18 protein-coding genes are annotated in these 17438 nt (G+C 54.7%); 17 read left to right on the top strand and 1 reads right to left on the bottom strand.

All coding sequences use genetic code 11. The features are described 5' to 3' along the window. The first annotated feature begins 22 nt into the window (after positions 1-22). The 17 genes from gspJ to lysC all read left to right on the top strand — a co-directional run bounded on the left by gspJ (position 23) and on the right by lysC (position 16016). Positions 23-646 carry a type II secretion system minor pseudopilin GspJ gene (gene gspJ, locus AQ981_RS07615; protein WP_058911366.1) on the top strand — a complete coding sequence of 208 codons (624 nt, stop codon included), beginning with the start codon at positions 23-25 and terminating at the stop codon, positions 644-646. Further along, a complete protein-coding gene (gene gspK / locus AQ981_RS07610) occupies positions 643-1659 on the top strand; it encodes a type II secretion system minor pseudopilin GspK (RefSeq protein ID WP_058911161.1) in 1017 nt (338 codons plus the stop codon). The genes gspJ and gspK overlap by 4 nt, the downstream gene beginning before the upstream one ends. A 15-nt stretch (positions 1660-1674) precedes the next feature. Further along, entirely contained in the window at positions 1675-2820 is a 1146-nt protein-coding gene (gspL, locus tag AQ981_RS07605; RefSeq protein ID WP_058911160.1) for a type II secretion system protein GspL, read from the top strand. Continuing rightward, positions 2817-3302 (top strand): type II secretion system protein GspM, encoded by a 486-nt coding sequence (gspM, locus tag AQ981_RS07600; RefSeq protein ID WP_058911159.1) that lies wholly within the window; start codon positions 2817-2819, stop codon positions 3300-3302. Before gspL ends, gspM begins: the two co-directional genes overlap by 4 nt. Continuing rightward, a complete protein-coding gene (locus AQ981_RS07595; protein ID WP_058911158.1) occupies positions 3299-4096 on the top strand; it encodes a prepilin peptidase in 798 nt (265 codons plus the stop codon). The genes gspM and AQ981_RS07595 overlap by 4 nt, the downstream gene beginning before the upstream one ends. 267 nt (positions 4097-4363) lie before the next feature. Beyond that, positions 4364-7084 (top strand): glycosyl hydrolase family 18 protein, encoded by a 2721-nt coding sequence (locus AQ981_RS07590; RefSeq protein WP_058911157.1) that lies wholly within the window; start codon positions 4364-4366, stop codon positions 7082-7084. Between the two features lie 130 nt (positions 7085-7214). After that, positions 7215-7658 carry a type III secretion system invasion protein IagB gene (iagB, locus tag AQ981_RS07585; protein ID WP_058911156.1) on the top strand — a complete coding sequence of 148 codons (444 nt, stop codon included), beginning with the start codon at positions 7215-7217 and terminating at the stop codon, positions 7656-7658. Between the two features lie 142 nt (positions 7659-7800). Beyond that, positions 7801-9636, top strand: coding sequence for a glycoside hydrolase family 19 protein (locus AQ981_RS07580; protein ID WP_058911155.1), 1836 nt, complete (start codon positions 7801-7803; stop codon positions 9634-9636). Positions 9637-9925: 289 nt separating this feature from the next. Continuing rightward, positions 9926-10429, top strand: coding sequence for a MarR family winged helix-turn-helix transcriptional regulator (locus AQ981_RS07575; RefSeq protein ID WP_058911154.1), 504 nt, complete (start codon positions 9926-9928; stop codon positions 10427-10429). Positions 10430-10588: 159 nt separating this feature from the next. Beyond that, entirely contained in the window at positions 10589-11737 is a 1149-nt protein-coding gene (locus tag AQ981_RS07570) for an HlyD family secretion protein (protein WP_071608831.1), read from the top strand. Continuing rightward, the gene (locus AQ981_RS07565; RefSeq protein WP_249226286.1) at positions 11718-12887 is read left to right on the top strand and encodes an ABC transporter permease; all 1170 of its coding nucleotides are present in this window, start codon (positions 11718-11720) and stop codon (positions 12885-12887) included. The genes AQ981_RS07570 and AQ981_RS07565 overlap by 20 nt, the downstream gene beginning before the upstream one ends. A gap of 192 nt (positions 12888-13079) precedes the next feature. Next, entirely contained in the window at positions 13080-13772 is a 693-nt protein-coding gene (locus tag AQ981_RS07560) for an XRE family transcriptional regulator (RefSeq protein ID WP_058911152.1), read from the top strand. 557 nt (positions 13773-14329) lie between these two features. Further along, complete coding sequence (locus AQ981_RS07555; RefSeq protein ID WP_058911151.1) at positions 14330-14656, top strand: antitermination protein N; 327 nt, start codon at positions 14330-14332, stop codon at positions 14654-14656. 165 nt (positions 14657-14821) lie between these two features. Next, positions 14822-15019 carry a phage holin family protein gene (locus AQ981_RS07550; RefSeq protein ID WP_058911150.1) on the top strand — a complete coding sequence of 66 codons (198 nt, stop codon included), beginning with the start codon at positions 14822-14824 and terminating at the stop codon, positions 15017-15019. After that, positions 14997-15485 (top strand): lysozyme, encoded by a 489-nt coding sequence (locus tag AQ981_RS07545; RefSeq protein WP_058911149.1) that lies wholly within the window; start codon positions 14997-14999, stop codon positions 15483-15485. Before AQ981_RS07550 ends, AQ981_RS07545 begins: the two co-directional genes overlap by 23 nt. Further along, complete coding sequence (locus AQ981_RS27595) at positions 15464-15859, top strand: hypothetical protein (RefSeq protein WP_154675914.1); 396 nt, start codon at positions 15464-15466, stop codon at positions 15857-15859. Before AQ981_RS07545 ends, AQ981_RS27595 begins: the two co-directional genes overlap by 22 nt. Further along, positions 15759-16016 (top strand): Rz1-like lysis system protein LysC, encoded by a 258-nt coding sequence (lysC, locus tag AQ981_RS28510; protein WP_071608830.1) that lies wholly within the window; start codon positions 15759-15761, stop codon positions 16014-16016. The genes AQ981_RS27595 and lysC overlap by 101 nt, the downstream gene beginning before the upstream one ends. A gap of 226 nt (positions 16017-16242) precedes the next feature. On the opposite strand, the gene AQ981_RS07535 is transcribed toward lysC, so the two are convergent. Beyond that, entirely contained in the window at positions 16243-17073 is an 831-nt protein-coding gene (locus tag AQ981_RS07535; RefSeq protein ID WP_058911147.1) for an alpha/beta fold hydrolase, read from the bottom strand. Positions 17074-17438 lie beyond the last annotated feature (365 nt).

Below are 17438 nucleotides of genomic sequence, written 5' to 3'. Positions count from 1 at the left end.
GGGTTTCACACTGCTGGAAATCATGATTGCGCTGACGATTTTCGCGTTGATCAGCACGCTGGCCTGGCAAATCCTCGATGGCGCGATGCGCACCAGTTCGGCAACAGAAACCAGAGCGACGCGGCTGAATCAGTTACAGCGCGCCTATAACCTGCTGGAACGCGATTTCTTTCAGCTCCAGGCGCGGGCGCCGCGTAGTGAGACGGATATTTTTCGCCAGCACGATAACACCGTTGAGCTGACCACCCTGAGCGGGATTAGCGGTCAACTGCAACTGGAGCGCGTGCGCTGGCGTTTCGACGATCATCGCCTGTGGCGCGATATCTGGCCGGCGCTGGACAGCCTGCCAGGCGTACAACCGGAAGAAGTACCGATCCTCAGCGACGTTAAAGAAGCGCGCTGGCGTTTTTTCCTGCAGGGATGGACTGACGACTGGAGCGCCAGCAGCCACCAGCCTGAGGGGGTGGAACTGACGCTGACCATGGACGACGGCGAAACCTGGCGCTGGGTATTTACCACTCCCGGGGATATGCCGCAACCGTCCATGGCGCCGCAGGCCGAGCCTTCGGCGACCGGGGAGGCGACTCCGACGCCCGCGCCAGGAGAGACGCCGCAGGCGCCGGCGAACCCGGGAGGTCAGCCATGAGCAGACAATCGGCAGCGCGCCAGCAGGGCGTCGCGCTGTTGGTGGTCCTGATCCTGCTGGTGATGATGTCGGCGCTGGCGGCAAAGATTAGCCAGCAGTTTTGCCGCAGCCTGCAGAAAACCCATTACCAGGTCAGCCAGCAACAATTGCGCTGGGCGATACAGCGTCAGGAGGACGTGGTGAAAGAGCGGTTGCAGAGCGATACGGCGGGACAGAGCAAGGCGTTGTCGCCGCAGGGGGAGTGGCATGAGCCCGAAGAAACCCAGGGCGAGGACTACACCGTGATAAGTCAGGTTGAGGATGCGCAGAACTGTTTTAACGTTAACAGTCTGCTGGCGGCGGACCCGGCGGCGCAAAATGCCGGTGCGGCGACGCTGGCGGCAAAGCCCGCGAAGCAACAAATTGTCGAACAGCTTCTCGCCCGGGCCGGGATGAGTAGCGCGACGGCGGAAGAGGTTTACTGGCAACTGCTGGATTATCTCGATGCCGACAGCATCACTCAGCACTCGGGATCGGAAAATGATGCCTGGGCGGGCAGTACGCCGCCGCGCCTCCCGGCCAACCAGATGATGCGCACCCTGAGCGAGATTAAATTGCTGCCGGCATTCCCGGCTGCCGATTACGGCAACGTGAGTCACTGGCTGTGCGCGCTGCCGGATACCGACAGCCGGGTAGACGTTAATACCCTGAGACCTGAACAGGCCGAGCTGCTGGCGGCGTTGTTTACCGGCCAGTTAACCACAGACGATGCCGCGCGCCTGATTGAGTCTCGCCCGGCGCAAGGATGGGAGTCGGTTGAAGCGTTTGCCGGCGAACTGGAAAAGCACTATCCGCAAGTGAAAGAGAGTCTGGCGCAGATTCAGACCATTATCGCTGTCAACAGCCGTTATTTTCAGATTAACAGTACTGGCACCAGCGATGATTTAACCCTGCGCGTTGTCAGTCAGCTTCATGTCGATGGGGAATCCGGCGACATGACTATCTGGCAACGCCGTTACCGCATGATTGAATAACAAAAGTCATAGTCTATGAAACAGGTACTTTTTATTCGTCCCGACAGCCGCGAGGAAGGGAAAATATGGTGGTGTGAATCCGCCAGCCAGCAGGTCGGGGCGCTGGATAACGCGCGGGCGTTGACCCAACTGACCACACACCCGCTGGCGCAGCGGGTTTGCCTGCTGTTGCCGGCCAGCGAAATGATATTCCGCCACTTTTCACTGCCGAAGAAAGGGTTATCGTCGCAGGCTACGCCATTCTCATGGATGGCGGAAGAGACCCTGATTGGCGACGTTGACGCTCTCCACTGGACGGTGCTGAGCAAGAGAGGACGCGAAGTGGATGCCGTGGCGATTGCCGCCGCGCGGCTGTCATACTGGTTGACGCTGTTCAGCGATGCCGGGCTGCATGTGATTCAGGCGTTACCGGACGCCTCTCTGCTGCCGGTCGCGGAAAATGGGCATACTCTGGCGGCGCTGGACGATAGCTACTGGCTGCGTTTTGCGCCATCCGGCGCCTGTGTGGCTGACCATGCGCTGGTCCCGATATTGCTGGCGAAAAGCCCGCCTGGCGGGGTGCGCTGCTACGGCGAGGCGCCGCCGGGGGTGGATGTGCAGGAGACGCTTCCCTGGCAACATCCGCTGCTGCTGGCGCAACCGCAGTGGAAAATCTGTAAGGCGAATATGCTACACGGTGAGTTCTGCGCCCGTAGCCATCATGGGGCGTATGCAAAACGCATTAACATGGCGCTGGCCGCTGCGGCACTGTTGTCGCTGGGGCTATTAATGGGCCCGCGGGCTGCCATGGCGTGGATGTTGACTCAGCAGGAAAACCAGATTCAGGATCAAATCAGCCAGGTTTTTCGCCATTACTTCCCGAGCCTGCGTCAACAAACCAATATTAAATATCACTTTGGCCAGAATATTAAGAAACAGAAGAAAGGTTTCTTTTTGCAACTTGATGAACTGGAGCGGGTGAAACAGTCGCTGCCGGCCGTTCAGGTCAATAGCGTGGAATATGATGATGCCCGGGGACAGATAACCCTGAGCCTGCAGGCATCGACGCAGCAGGCGCTCCAGGAATTTGTCGACCGCGCCGGACAAGCGTTCGAATTTACACTGCAGCCTCTCTCCTCACAGGCGCCCTGGACGGCGATAGCCATCGGGAAATATAAATGAAAGAACGTATTATGCAGCTCATCCAGCGTTATCAGAAATATAGCGCGCGTGAGCGTAATCTGATCAAAACAGGCGCGGCGGCATTGTGCTGTGCGGTGGTTTATTATGGCGGGATCATTCCCCTGGATAATATGATTAAAAATAGCCAGACGACGCTCAGGCGTGAACAGGATACATTACGCTGGATGCGCGCAGAAATTGATAAAAATCATTTAGCGGTGCGGCAGGTGACCATCAGCAATCCGCGCCATGTCATTGAGGCCAGCGCTCAGGAGATCCATTTGCCTTTAACTGATGTTCGCCAGGATGGGCAGACGCTGGCTTTTGTTATTGAGCGCGTCAATGTGGATGAGTTAAAAAATTGGCTGCGTGAAATCAATATGGCCTCCGGCGTGCAGACCGTGAAACTCACGATGGTACCGGTGGATCGACTCAGCGATGTAAAAGCCCAGGTTCTCCTGAGCTGGCAGAAAACCTCATGAATGGCGTGATGCCGCCGGGCGTTGAGAATCCGCTGGTATTCAGCGCTATCAGCGCCGGCATTGGCGCGATCGTCGGCAGTTTTCTTGGGGTGGTCTGTGAACGGGTTCCCGGAATGGTCCTGGGCAGCGCCGGACGGGAGAATCTCTGGCTTCCCGGCTCTCATTGCCCGCAATGTGGGCATACCCTGGCATGGTGGGAAAATATTCCGCTGCTCAGTTGGTGCCTGCTGGGTGGCCGCTGTCGCCAGTGCCGCAACGCTATTCCGCTACGCCTGCTGATGGTGGAATTGTTAAGCGCGCTATTTTTTGCCGCCAGTAGTGGGTTTTTCCCGACCGTGTCCGGCTGGTTGCCCCTGTGGATCCTGTGGTGCGGGCTGTTACCGCTGGCGATGATCGATAGCCGCCATATGCTATTGCCGGATTGCCTGACTCAGCCGTTGCTGTGGGCCGGTCTGCTGACCCATGCCGTGTTTCACACATTGCCGGTAACCGACGCGCTGTTCGGCGCGGCGGCGGGATACGCGGCGTTATGGCTGATATACCAGCTATTTCGCCTGTCCACCGGGCGGGAAGGTCTGGGGTATGGCGACATCAAACTGTTGGCGGCGCTTGGCGCCTGGTGCGGCTGGCAGGTATTACCACTGGTGCTGCTGTCCGGGGCAATATTGGGGATTATCGGTTATTTCGTATTATATAAACCGGATAATGCTTCGCGGCAAATTCCCTTTGGTCCATTTTTAAGCTGTGCCGGGATTGGCGTATTTATTCTGCAGTCCGCTCATATTGCTATTTGAATCATTAAGTCAAGTATTTTTTAGGTTTTTCCTGGTGGTGAAAAGAAAGGAATATTTCATTCACTGACGATATGCTGACCACACAGGCAGTAAGGATTATTCGCTGGTGTGTGTGTGAAAGGGAGAGAGCATAGCGGAAAATAGTTAAAACTCTGTAATCAGGGCAATAATATTGCCTGTCTTATTTAACCGTTAAATTATAGCGCCATGTTTTATTGGATGACATGGCTATTTCAAAGTTCACGAAGAAATTATTGGGAATAAATAATGAAATTTCTGAAGCCTAAATATCTGGCGCTTTTTGTCGCGGCGGCGACAAGCCCGGTATTTGCAGCAGCACCCGGCACACCGACAATTAGCAGCGGCAATGATAAATTTGCCATTGTTGAAGTGGATCAGGCGGCCCAGGATTACAACAATCTGGTTAAAGTTCACAACGATGGCGTTGATGTCAAGGTTGAGTGGAACGTGTGGAGCGGCGATGCGCCGACGTCGGCAAAAGTGTTGCTCGATGGCCAGACCGTGTGGACCGGAGCTGGCAGCGCGTCTGGTTCTGCGACCTTTAAAGTGAAAAAAGGCGGCCGCTACCAGGAACAGGTCGAGTTGTGTAATGCCAGCGGCTGTACCAAAAGCGCCAGCAAACTGATTATTGTGGCCGACACTGACGGTAGCCATCTGCTGCCGATGACCACGCCGCTGCTGGAGAACAATAAGTCTTTCGCCACTCATCCGGATAAAGTGGTGGCGGCCTACTTCCCGGAATGGGGGGTCTATGACCGTAACTTCAGCGCCGATAAAATCCCGGTCGCTAACCTGAACCACCTGCTGTACGGCTTTATTCCGATTTGCGGCGGTGACGGTATCAACGACAGCGCCAATGCTTCCGGCGCGCTGGAATCCCTGAAGCGCGCCTGCGCAGGGCGCCAGGATTACACCGTGGCGATCCACGACCCGTGGGCCGCGCTGCAGAAACCGCAGCAGGGCGTCAGCAACTGGGACGACCCCTACAAAGGCAACTACGGTCAGCTGATGGCGATGAAAAAAGCCCATCCCGACCTGAAAATTCTGCCATCCGTCGGCGGCTGGACACTCTCCGATCCGTTCTATCAGATGGACAATAAAGTTCTGCGCGATCGCTTTGTCGGTTCCGTGAAAGAGTTCCTGAAAACCTGGAAAGTGTTTGACGGCGTGGATATTGACTGGGAATTCCCGGGGGGCGGCGGCGAGAACGCGAAGCTCGGCAATCCGCAGGTGGATAAAGCTACCTATACCGCACTGATGCACGATCTGCGCGCGATGCTCAATGAACTGTCGGCTGAGACCGGCCGCACCTATGAGCTCACCACCGCTATCGGCGCCGGCGGCGATAAAATTGAAGATGTCGACTACAACACGGCGCAGCAATATATCGACCATATCTTCCTGATGAGCTATGACTTCTACGGCGGCTGGAGCAATACCGACCTCGGTCACCAGACGGCGCTGTATGGCGCGTCCTGGAAACCGGACACCAACTACACCACCGATAACGCCGTGAAAGCGATGCTGGCGCAGGGCGTTCAGCCTGGCAAACTTATTGTCGGCGCCGGCATGTATGGCCGCGGCTGGACGGGCGTCCATGGTTATACCGGTGACAATCCGTTCACCGGTACCGCAACCGGTAAAATCAAAGGAACCTGGGAAGACGGTATTGTCGATTACCGGGTGATCGCCAACCAGATGAAGGGCAAACCGGGTTGGGAATATAAATATGACGCAGCGGCGGAAGCGCCGTATCTGTTCAACAAATCCACCGGCGATTTGGTGACCTACGATGATGCCCGTTCCGTTCAGGCGAAAGGTAAATATGTCCTGAATAAAAACCTGGGCGGGTTGTTCGCCTGGTCTATCGAATCCGATAACGGCGATATCCTCAACGCTATGAACGAAAGTCTGCTGGGCGGCGGTTCTGCGCCGGTCGATCCGGTGGTTACTAATCACGCCCCGGTGGCGACGGCCACTGACCAGAACGTTACCGGTCCGGCCACCGTCACTCTGGACGGCTCCGCCTCTACCGATCAGGATGGCGATGCGCTGACCTACAAATGGACCCAGATCGCCGGAACCACGGTAGCGCTGGCCAACAGCACTTCCGCAAAAGCGACCTTTAGCCTGCCGGCGGTCACCAGCAATCAGACTCTGTCATTCCGTCTGACAGTGACCGATGCAAAAGGGCTGAGCAACTCTGTGGATGTGCAGGTGGTCAACAAAGCGCCGAAAGCCAACCAGGCGCCAGTGGTGAATGCGCTGGACGCGGTCACGCTTGAAGCGGGCCAGTCCATCTCCCTGCATGCTCAGGCGTCCGATCCGGATGGCGATGCCCTGACCTACAGCTGGAGTATCCCGGCGGATATGAACGCCACCGGTACGGATAGCGCCAACGCGCATATCACCGCGCCGGACGTAGCCACAGAAGCGACCTACACGCTGAGTGTGATTGTCTCGGATGGTAAAACCAGCGTTCAGTCCAATGTCCAGGTAACGGTGACGCCGAAAGCGGCGCCTGCGCCGATTGATGAAGAGACTAATCCGGGCGATGAAGGTACCCAGCCCTCTGATGAAGGCACTCAGCCGTCTGACGAGGGCAATACCCCAGCGGATGAAGGTACGGCTACCGGCAACTGCGACACCCCGGCGGATGCTAACGCCGCTAAATATCCGGCCTGGGAAGCCAGCAAAATCTACAACAATGGCGATACCGTAAGTTTTGACCATCTGGTGTGGAAAGCGAAATACTGGACGCAGGGCAATACGCCGGGCTTTGGCGCTGATGCCTGGGAACTGGTAAGCCAGGTGAAATTCGGCTGGCGTTCCGATGTGGTCTACAACGGCGGCGATACCACCACCTATCAAGGTTCGGTATACCGCGCCAAATGGTGGACCCGCGGAGATAAACCCGGTAACAGCGATGTATGGGTGAAAGAAGGCGCAGCCGCAAACTGCCAATAATCTTCTTCCCCGAATAGCGGGCGTGTCATACGCCCGCCATCACACATCACACCCTACCTCGGGTGTGGTGTGTGACCCTGGTCAGGGCGCCGAACGGTGTGGCAAACCAGGCAAAGCGTCAGGTGAGAAAATGAAACGGTTATGGTGGTTATTACTGCTACTCAGCCACAGCGCGTTTGCTAATTGCTGGGATAAAGCCGCCCATTATTACCATGTTGATCCTTATCTGCTGTATGCGATTGCCAAAGTAGAATCCGGAATGAACCCCTGGGCAGTCGGCGAGAATAATGACGGCACCCGCGATGTCGGATTGATGCAAATTAATAGTTCGCATTTCCCGGCGCTGGAGCGCAAAGGGATCGATGAATATCGCCTAATCACCCAACCCTGTACCTCCATTATGGTTGGCGCATCGATATTATCGGGAATGATCAGGGTCTATGGCTATAACTGGGAAGCGGTCGGCGCTTATAACGCCGGACTAAAAAAAGAGAATTATGCGCAGCGAATGATATACGCCCGCAAAGTCTGGACAAAATATCAGGAAATAAAAATCGCCACGCAATATCGTTAATGGTCATTTTTGTTTTTTGAAAAATACCCCGCGGTGTTTTTCAGAAAGTAAAAAAACCACACTCCCGGGTTTATTTATTAACGGATTAATAAATAAGCTGAGATTGTATCTACCATTATTGTGATTAACAGGAATAACCGAGATGAATAAAAGGACATTATTAAGTGTACTGGTCGCGGGCGCTTGTGTGGCGCCGGTGATGGCGCAGGCCACCATGTTACAGGCGACCAGCAGCGAACCCTACACCATGAAAGCCAGCGATCTGCAAAAGAAAGAGCAGGAGCTGACCAACTTCCCGCTGATGGCATCGGTCAAAGACACGATTCGTACGCTGGATAACAGCCTGGTGGAACAAATCGAACCGGGCCGGGCCGGCAATCCGGACAACGTAAAACGCGTTGAAGGGATCGTCAAAGCCAGCGACTGGGAATATCTTTTCCCGATGCGCGCCAAAGAATATACCTACAGTAATTTCCTGAAAGCGGTAGGCAAATTCCCGGCGCTGTGTAAAACCTACAATGACGGCCGCGACAGCGAGGCTATCTGCCGCAAAGAGCTGGCGACCATGTTCGCTCACTTTGCCCAGGAGACCGGCGGTCATGAAAGCTGGCGTCCGGAAGCCGAATGGCGCCAGGCGCTGGTGCACGTGCGCGAAATGGGCTGGACGGAAGGCCAGAAGGGCGGCTATAACGGCGAATGTAACCCGGATATCTGGCAGGGGCAGACCTGGCCCTGCGGTAAAGATAAAGATGGCGATTTCCTGAGCTATTTTGGCCGCGGCGCGAAACAGCTTTCTTACAACTACAACTACGGCCCGTTCTCGGAAGCGATGTATGGCGACGTGCGTACTCTGCTGGATAAACCGGAACTGGTGGCGGATACCTGGCTGAACCTGGCGAGCGCCATCTTCTTCTTCGCTTACCCACAGCCGCCGAAACCCAGCATGCTACAGGTTATCGATGGTACCTGGCAGCCGAACGATCGTGACCGCGCCAATGGTCTGGTGCCAGGCTTCGGCGTGACCACGCAAATTATCAACGGCGGCGTGGAATGTGGCGGCGCGACTGAAATCGCGCAGTCTCAGAACCGCATCAAGTACTACAAAGAGTTCGCTAACTACCTGAAAGTACCGGTACCGGCCGATGAAGTGCTGGGCTGCGCCAATATGAAGCAATTCGATGAAGGCGGTGCCGGCGCGCTGAAGATTTACTGGGAACAGGACTGGGGATGGAGCCCGGATACCCCGGACGGTAAAACCTATTCCTGCCAGTTGGTGGGTTACCAGACCCCGTTCAGCGCCTTTAAAGAGGGCGATTACACCAAATGTGTGCAGAAGTTCTATAACGTGAATATCGTCAACGATGATGGATCTTCCACCAAACCGGATGAAGAACCCGTGACGCCGGCGCCGACGCCAGCCGATGAGACCCCGGCGCCAACTCCTGCTGATGAAACGCCGGTACCCGCTGACGAAACGCCGGCACCGGTTAACCACGCGCCGGTCGCCCACATCGCCGGCCCGATTGGCGCGGTGGATGCCGGGGCCCAGGTATCCCTGAGCGCTGAAGGCTCTTCCGACGCCGATGGCAATACGCTGACCTATACCTGGCGCACCCAGGACGGCCAGACCATCAGCGGCGAAGACAAAGCCGTCATCAGCTTTAATGCGCCAGAAGCCGCTACGGCTCAACAGTATGAAGTCAGCCTGACCGTCAGTGATGGCGAACTGAGCAGCACCACATCATATCTGCTGAACGTGAAAGCTAAAGCGCAGACGCCGTCTCAGGACGAAGGGACTTCCGGGGCCTATCCGGCGTGGAGCGCAAACAGCAAATACAATGCCGGTGATATCGTCAACAACCACGGCAAGCTGTTCCAGTGTAAACCGTTCCCGTACAGCGGCTGGTGTAACAGTGCCCCGGCGTACTATGAGCCGGGCGCAGGTCTGGCCTGGTCCGACGCCTGGAGCGCGCTGTAAGCGTACCCGGCTGAAAACGGCGGCCGGGCAGGTCGCCGTCATTATGTCAATCACGCCCGAAAGTCGCTTTTCGGGCGTTGTCATTTCCGCGGCGACATCGCTCAGGTGTCCGTGACCTGTTTGCGATTGGCCGCGTCAGCGCGGTTTATCCCGCCACAGCGAATCGCGCTCGATCCCTCCTGCCTGAGTTCTCATCTCATCCTGACGCTGGTGAGCGTTAAAACAACCCGGTTGCAATTCGTTACTTTGCTGCTATTATTTAGCCGGCTAAATAAATGGGAACATAATTTTGGACTACCAGACCAGAGAGCTCCCCACCCGTGAAGCATTGCTGCGGGTTCAGGAACGGGAAAATTTCACACCTGACGTCTCCGGAGTCGATCTGGTGTTAACGCTGATCACCACCGCCGATCTGGTGCGTGCGAGCATTTTTGACCGGCTGGCCAAAAGCTATGACATTTCCGAGGGGAAATTCACCCTGCTGATGTCGCTGTATGCCGAAGGGGATACCGGCGCCAGTGAGCTGGCGGCGCGCATTGGCGTGGCGCCGGCGACTGTCTCGGTGATGGTCAAACGTATGCTGTCGGCTCCGCAACCGCTGATTTCGATGTCGCGAACCAGCAGCGACGGACGCTCGCGGCTTATCGCCCTGACGTCCGCCGGGCAGGCGCTGATTCGTGAAGCGCTGCCGGGTCATTTCGATGCTATCCGCGCGTTTGCCGAGGTGCTGAGCGAAACGGAGCGTGAATCTCTGATTACTATGCTGCGCAAGTTACTGCGTAAAAAGAGATAAAACTGCCGGCACAGCCCAAAAGCGCAGCTTTTGGGGCATTGTGGCGGCCAGGGAAAACGGATCGGGTGTGTTCCGGTCCTTTTCCACAGGTAGTGCAGGGACAGGATGGATTTTTCTTCAATGGCTTTTTTTTAACCTTATCTTTAGCCGGCTAAATAAATGGAACTTAAACAACATAAAACACTGAAACCCGCTGTCAAAACGGCAATGACTTTTGTCGCCCTGTTTTTAACCGGGGTTTGCCTTATCGGGTTTGGTTCGCGCAATGACGCGGTCACTGTCGCCCAAAGCCTGAAATCCGGGGTTCTGACGGCCGATGAAGTGAATGTGGCTTTTGAGAATGTCGCCGGCAAAGTGATTCGCCGCGGTGTCGAAGAGTCGCAAATGGTACGCAAGGGCGAGGTACTGATGGTCCTCGACGATGTGGACACGCGCATTGCCATTGAGCGTCTGCAGGCAACTATTCGCTACCAGCAGGCGCTGATCCGCCATGAGGAAGCGGCGATGCGCATCGCCCACGATGAAAACCGCCTCGCGGAACTGTCTGCGTGGCGAAAAATTGAAGAGATCCAGGCGGCGCTGAATGCCGCCCGCGCCAGTGAAGGGCTGGCGCGCGTCGAACTGAATCGGGTCGCCCGGCTGATAAAGAGCAACAGCGTTTCGCAATCTGAGCTGGATACCAGCCGCAATAGCCTGACCCAGGCGCAGTCCGCCGTGGTGCAGACTGAGCGCCAACTGGCGTCGGCCACCATTGGCGCCACCGGCGCTCAGTTGCAGGCGCTGGCCGGTAGCGGCAAAGCGCAAGGTATGTCGCTGCAGACCATCAGCAATACGCGGGAAACTATTGAAAACCGCGCCAATACCCTTGAGCAACTGCGCGCGCAACTGGCCCAGTATCAGGCCGATCTGCGCCAGCTGGAGGTGGATCTCGCTCGCCTGACGCTCACCGCTCCTGAATCAGGAAAGATCCTCAAACTTCTCTATGAAGCCGGGGAAATGGTGCCTCCCGGCGCGCCGGCGGTGCTGCTTGAGACCGACCGCAAGTATGTCGATATCTATGTAAACGAAAATATGGTCACCGCTTACCCGCCGGGCGCTCAGGTACAGGCTCGGGTTCCGGCGCTGGGGGAAGGGATCCAGGGAACGGTGCGTTTCGCCACCGCGGCATCGTCGTTCTCGGATTTACGTATGACCCGGGAGCGGGGACAGGCGGATCTGACCTCGTATCAGGTGCGTATTTATACCCATGAGAATCCCCGTTTACTGACCGGGATGACGGTTGAGGTGGATGATGCGCAACAGCGTTAAGTCGATCCTCGAAGAGATCGGCGCGATGATGTCGGGGCACTTTATCCCCTATCATAAGGCGGCCCTCACCGTGGCGGCAGTGGTGGTGCTACTGTTTTCTCTGGTCTTTTCCCACTCTACGGTGTTTGAAGGACGAATCGCGGTTATTGATCTCGACGGGTCAAAGTATTCAACCGAATTGATTCATAAAATTAATTCGTCGCCGTACATTGAGGTGACCCGGGTGCTGCGTACCCCGGTCAATCCGGGGGTGCTGACCGCGCATGATGAGAATATCGGCGTGCTGTACATTCCCAAGGGGTTGGAGAAAAGCCTGAAAACCGGGCTGCGCAGCGTGCGTCTGGGCTACTTTGCCGATAACAGCAACGGGGCGCAGAATGCCGAAGTGCTGCAAAATCTTAATGAACTGATCCCGGAGCTGGGGGCTGAAATCGGCGCCGAGCGGATCGCCGCCTGGGTGCCGGGAGCGGAGCAGGTGGAAGCGACCCTTAGCCCAATGCAACTGAAGAGCCGCCATCTATTTAACCCGACCAACGCGTCAACCACCGCCACCAGCATTGCCTTTGTCTACTTTTTTTCCTCGCTGACTTATGGGTTGACCACCCTGATGGTGATAGGCCGCCTGAAAATCACCGGCGCCTGGGAAAAGCAGGTGCTGACCCGCGGTCCGTTTGCCCTGATGGCGCGCATTGTGCCGTATGCGTTCTTTTACACCACTGGTATCACGCTGGTGAGCGCGCTACTGATTGTTTTTGGCCAGTTGCGCTTTGACGGTAACTATATTGCCTATGTCCCCAGTCTGTTTATGACCGGCCTGGCGCTGGGCTGGCTGGCGTTGATTCTGGCCTGGGGAACCAACAACCCGGGAGAAGGGGCCAGCAGGATGGTGTTCCTGGTGCCGCCGGGTTTCATTATGGGGGGCGCCACCATGGCGGTGGGATATTTACCGCTGTGGGCCTTTTACGGTAGTCACCTGTTTCCGCTGGTCTGGCAGTATCGGTTTTTCCGGGATTTCGCCCTGCGCGGCCAGTCAACTGGCGAAATGCTGCCAACCTATGGCGCATACCTGCTGTTTTTGACCGTTATCGCCGCGGTGATTACGTTACTTCATCAGCGCGCGAGAAAAGGCCTGGTGGTGGAAGCGACGTAGTCTGCGGCGCGCTGGCGCCGCTTTATCACGTTTGCCCCGGCTGGCTCAGCGGGGCTTTTTTGTCTCCGGCAGAGTGCCTGAAGTAAATACTTGTCGCTTTTAACAAATAAATTTGTTATTAATGGCGAGCTGTGCGGCAAAAAGACACTATAATTCTTGTCTGGTGGCCGGCAATTTTATTGAGGCACAACTATGAGTATCGCTGAAAGAGTTAAACAAAGGCGCGGGGAGCTGGGCCTGACACAGGCTGAGCTGGCGACGCGTGTCAACACCTCTCAGCAGGCGATCCAGCAACTGGAGGATGGAAAGACCAGGAGACCACGCTATCTTCCTGAACTGGCGCTGGCGCTGGGGTGTGATGTCGCCTGGTTGCTGAATGGCGAGCCCACGGCGCCGGGAGGGGAAAACGGAGCCGCAGGTGAGTGGGGCGGGATTAAAGCCTGGGACAGGAATACCCCGCTGGACGACGACGAGGTCGAAGTTCCTTTCCTGAAAGATATTGAATTTGCTTGCGGTGATGGTCGCGTTATGGATGAGGATTACAACGGTTTCATGCTGCGTTTTTCAAAGGCGACGCTGCGCCGCGTGGGTGCGAATACGGATGGCTCCGGGGTGCTGTGTTTTCCGGCGACCGGGGACAGTATGGAGCCGATTATCCCCGATGGCACAACGGTAGCGGTGGATACCAATAACAAGCGCATTGTCGATGGCAAACTGTACGCCATCAACCATGGCGGTCTGAAGCGGATCAAGCAGCTTTATAAGCTACCTAATAATCGCCTGAGCGTACGCAGTTTCAACAAAGTCGAGCATAAGGATCAGGATGTCGCGGCCAGCGAAGTGGAAATTATCGGCCGGGTGTTCTGGTACTCTGTGTTGCTGTAATCCATGACTTTCTCGCGCGGTTAACCCATCGCCGCCAACGGCGATGGGCAAGATTGCCATTCCTCTCCCCGGGAGAAGCGTTCTTCTCCGGTTCACTCGAATTTCGCAACCGGCGACTGTTGGTACTTCGGCCTGCCGATTTTTCTGTCTGTGCAGTGGGTGTTGTTTGCTGCGCGGATTGGCGCTGACTCACTCTGTGACTGAAGCACGGTCTGTGGCGGTGTATTACCCGTTTTGCCACCGCCAGAGAACGACAAAGATCGCTGTGCGTTGGTCGGTTATGCAAAAAATACAAGTTTAATGTGCTGTCAATACAATTCGTTAGCGGGTTTCATACAAAAATATTTGTAAATCACTTTACAAGTAAAGTTGTTTTTAGTATAGTGATGACATTGACAGGACGCACGACACGCCAGGATGGTGTCGCTCTTAAACATTCTGCCCTGAAAAAGGGCTCAAACCCCAAAAGTGGACTTCAGACAGGCGCGCAGGTGAATTGCATTTTGCCGTCATACGGCCAGGCCGGCCTGTACTAAAGTTTACTGAGAGGAGGATGTATGGATTCACAATCTCGCCGTCGGGAGCGTCGTCAGGCAAAACAGGCTGCCTGGCGGGCTGCGAACCCGCTGCAGGTTGGCGTGCGAGCCAGACCGGTAAGTGTATCAGTGGTTTCATCTTCAGGGTGTGGTAAATCCCGGGTGGAAAAATCCCTTTCGCCCATCAACCTGAATGCGCTGGCCGAGTACCAGGCGCAACTGGAAATGTATGCTGAGGCCATACAGCGTCGTAATCATCGTATCTGGTACCGCAAGCCGCGTAATGAACACGGCGTGACATGTTCTGTCGGTGCCGGGAAAATCAAAAAACGCATTTCACTGTTTTAACTCGTCGCAATAACCTCCAAAATTTTTTATCTGGCCGCCGGGATAAATTTATCTGGTGCGCAGATCGCTAATGGCATGGTTCTCTTTTTGACAATATTTTTGTTATTTGCCATGGATGAAGCAGATAAATATTAATTAACGCTGATTTGGAGGTGAAAACCAGAAATGGATAAATATGCCAGTGGTTCCGCTTATGGCTGGGGCTCATTTACCACTATGCTTGGCGCTATTTCTCTTAATGACTGGGCGATTATTGTCGGTATTGTTTGTACCCTCGGGACGTTTATTGTCAACTGGTACTATAAACGTAAAGATTATGAAATTCGCAGAGGAGGAGGGCATGAATCCGGCCCTGAGAAATAAATTGATTGCATCTTTAGGCGGTGGCGCGATTGTCATTGCCAGCGCATTGTTAAGTGGGAAGCATGGACTGGAAGGCAGGGAGTATGTTGCGTATCGCGATGTTGTCGGTGTCCTGACGGTATGCGATGGCCATACCGGTAAGGATATTATTCCCGGAAAGAGATATACCGATAAAGAGTGTGATGACTTTACCGCCGCCGATTTAGCCTATGTTGCCAGACAACTGGAGCCGTATATTACTGTACCGTTAATGGAAACCCAGCGCGCCGCGCTGTATTCCTTTGCTTATAATGTCGGACCCGCCGCGGTAATACAATCGACGTTACTGAAAAAAATTAATTCCCGGGACTATCATGGCGCCTGCGATGAACTGCGGCGCTGGGTATATGCCGGTGGTAAAAAATGGCGCGGTTTAATTAATCGACGGGAAATTGAGCATCAGGTATGTTCCTGGGAGTTACGGTGAAAATGCGCTATCAGGTCATGTTGGTAGTTTTTATTTCATGCTGTATTGCCGCCCTGTCATGGTCGGCCAGGTATTATCACGATCGTTATCGCCAGGAGCAGGAAAGCGTCCGGCGTTTACAGGGCGAAATCAAACAGGCGTACTCGGTCAGCGAAAATCTTATCCGTGTGGTTAATATTATCAACCAGATATCAGAAGTGACTCATCAAGAAAAACAGCATGTAGCCCGCGAAGGGGAGCGGCAGATTGTCTATCTGCGCGAGGAGATGAAAAATGAGGATTGTGCTGGCAGGCTTGTTCCTGCCTCTGCTATTGAGCGCCTGCGCGACTACCAGAATCAAATACGTAACATTACCGCCAGCGCCGCTCCATAGCCATCTTCTTGCCGCCACGCCGCTACCTGATGTACCGGAACCTTTTACCTGGGGTTCGTGCGTGGAACTGAATGTGCAACTTTATAGCGCCCTCGGGCAGTGTAATCTGGATAAGGAAGCGGTGCGGAAAATAGAAAAGGAACGTTCGCCACAGTAATTTGCTTTTCTGACGTCTGCTGGTGGGGCTTTTTGTGGGCAAATTTTATAGAAGAGGGATGCTGTAAAATCTTTAATAAGGACGACCGCTTTCCATTAATACAACAACCAACAGAAAAAGGCCTGAGTCCGGTAGAATACTGAACCCAGGCCCGGAAAGCCGCTTAACATGAACTGTCCAGGTTTATGGGGCCAGTCCAGTTTCCGGGGTATTATTTCTACAGTGATTAACTACGAATGAAATCCAGAAGATCCTGGTTTATCTGATCTTTATGGGTGCTGCAGATACCGTGCGAGCCCCCTTTATAAACTTTACCCTGACCCTGCGGCAGCAATTTCAGCGCTGCTTCGCTGGATGAAATCGGCGGAACGATCTGATCGTCATCGCCGTAAATAACAAGCGTAGGGATAGTCATTTTTTTCAGGTCTTCACGCTGGTCGGTTTCCGAGAAGGCGGCGACACAGTCATAAAGCGCTTTAATAGAAGCCTGCATACCTATCAGCCAGAAACTGTCTTTCAGCCCCTGAGAAACGTTCGAACCCGGGCGGTTAGCGCCATAGAACGCATCAGGCAAATCTTTGAAGAACTGAGAACGATCTTTTCTTACCCCTTCACGAATGCCGTCGAATACGTCGCGCGGTAAACCGTTCGGGTTGAAATCGGTTTTCAGCATGATGGGTGGAACGGCACCGATCAACGATGCTTTCGCCACGCGTGATGTACCGTGGCGACCAATATAGCGAGCCACTTCACCACCCCCGGTGGAATGACCGACATGAACCGCATCGTGCAGATCGAGATGCTGGGTCAATTCCGCAAGGTCATCGGCATATTGATCCATATTATGACCATCCCAGGGCTGGGAGGAGCGCCCGTGCCCGCGACGGTCGTGGGCAATGACCCGGTAACCGTGGTTTGCCAGAAACAACATCTGATCCTCGAAAGCATCAGAAGAGAGAGGCCAGCCATGACTGAAGACAATCGGCTGCCCTTTACCCCAGTCTTTGTAGAACAGTTGTGTACCATCTTTGAGTTTCAGGAAGTTTGAGTTGTTCACAAAGTATCTCCTTGTTACTGCGGTCTTACAGCCGGTCTTCTGAACGGAGCGGCTGTTTGTTTGTTTTTCGGAACGTGCTCCTGCGGGGATATGTCTCCATGGATTCTGGCAGTCGTTTGTTCCGAAATGTGTCCGACTGACATGCAGTGTGAAGTGTAGATGATTTCCAGAGTTGCGCTGGAAATCGGCGATACTGGCGTATCAGAATTTTCTAACCATTTAATTTATAAAGAATAAAAATTTATCTACGTCTGGCATGAACTCATTGGCAGGCTCGGGAGAATCTGCAGAAAATTTTGATTGGCCGTTTCTCACCTGCGCAGAATCATGGTTATGCAGGACCGCGACTCATTAAATATTAAGCA

Origin of the sequence: Entomohabitans teleogrylli, from assembly GCF_001484765.1 — a bacterium.
In the GTDB taxonomy this organism is placed as follows: Bacteria; Pseudomonadota; Gammaproteobacteria; order Enterobacterales; family Enterobacteriaceae; genus Entomohabitans; species Entomohabitans teleogrylli.
This window is presented reverse-complemented; position numbering and strand designations above follow the sequence as displayed.

What these genes read in the sequence shown, in the direction of transcription:
- gspJ (WP_058911366.1), top strand. Translation starts at nt 23, where the DNA reads ATGATTGCGCTGACGATTTTCGCGTTGATCAGCACGCTGGCCTGGCAA.
- gspK (WP_058911161.1), top strand. Translation starts at nt 643, where the DNA reads ATGAGCAGACAATCGGCAGCGCGCCAGCAGGGCGTCGCGCTGTTGGTG.
- gspL (WP_058911160.1), top strand. Translation starts at nt 1,675, where the DNA reads ATGAAACAGGTACTTTTTATTCGTCCCGACAGCCGCGAGGAAGGGAAA.
- gspM (WP_058911159.1), top strand. Translation starts at nt 2,817, where the DNA reads ATGAAAGAACGTATTATGCAGCTCATCCAGCGTTATCAGAAATATAGC.
- AQ981_RS07595 (WP_058911158.1), top strand. Translation starts at nt 3,299, where the DNA reads ATGAATGGCGTGATGCCGCCGGGCGTTGAGAATCCGCTGGTATTCAGC.
- AQ981_RS07590 (WP_058911157.1), top strand. Translation starts at nt 4,364, where the DNA reads ATGAAATTTCTGAAGCCTAAATATCTGGCGCTTTTTGTCGCGGCGGCG.
- iagB (WP_058911156.1), top strand. Translation starts at nt 7,215, where the DNA reads ATGAAACGGTTATGGTGGTTATTACTGCTACTCAGCCACAGCGCGTTT.
- AQ981_RS07580 (WP_058911155.1), top strand. Translation starts at nt 7,801, where the DNA reads ATGAATAAAAGGACATTATTAAGTGTACTGGTCGCGGGCGCTTGTGTG.
- AQ981_RS07570 (WP_071608831.1), top strand. Translation starts at nt 10,589, where the DNA reads ATGGAACTTAAACAACATAAAACACTGAAACCCGCTGTCAAAACGGCA.
- AQ981_RS07565 (WP_249226286.1), top strand. Translation starts at nt 11,718, where the DNA reads ATGATGCGCAACAGCGTTAAGTCGATCCTCGAAGAGATCGGCGCGATG.
- AQ981_RS07560 (WP_058911152.1), top strand. Translation starts at nt 13,080, where the DNA reads ATGAGTATCGCTGAAAGAGTTAAACAAAGGCGCGGGGAGCTGGGCCTG.
- AQ981_RS07555 (WP_058911151.1), top strand. Translation starts at nt 14,330, where the DNA reads ATGGATTCACAATCTCGCCGTCGGGAGCGTCGTCAGGCAAAACAGGCT.
- AQ981_RS07550 (WP_058911150.1), top strand. Translation starts at nt 14,822, where the DNA reads ATGGATAAATATGCCAGTGGTTCCGCTTATGGCTGGGGCTCATTTACC.
- AQ981_RS07545 (WP_058911149.1), top strand. Translation starts at nt 14,997, where the DNA reads ATGAATCCGGCCCTGAGAAATAAATTGATTGCATCTTTAGGCGGTGGC.
- AQ981_RS27595 (WP_154675914.1), top strand. Translation starts at nt 15,464, where the DNA reads ATGTTCCTGGGAGTTACGGTGAAAATGCGCTATCAGGTCATGTTGGTA.
- lysC (WP_071608830.1), top strand. Translation starts at nt 15,759, where the DNA reads ATGAGGATTGTGCTGGCAGGCTTGTTCCTGCCTCTGCTATTGAGCGCC.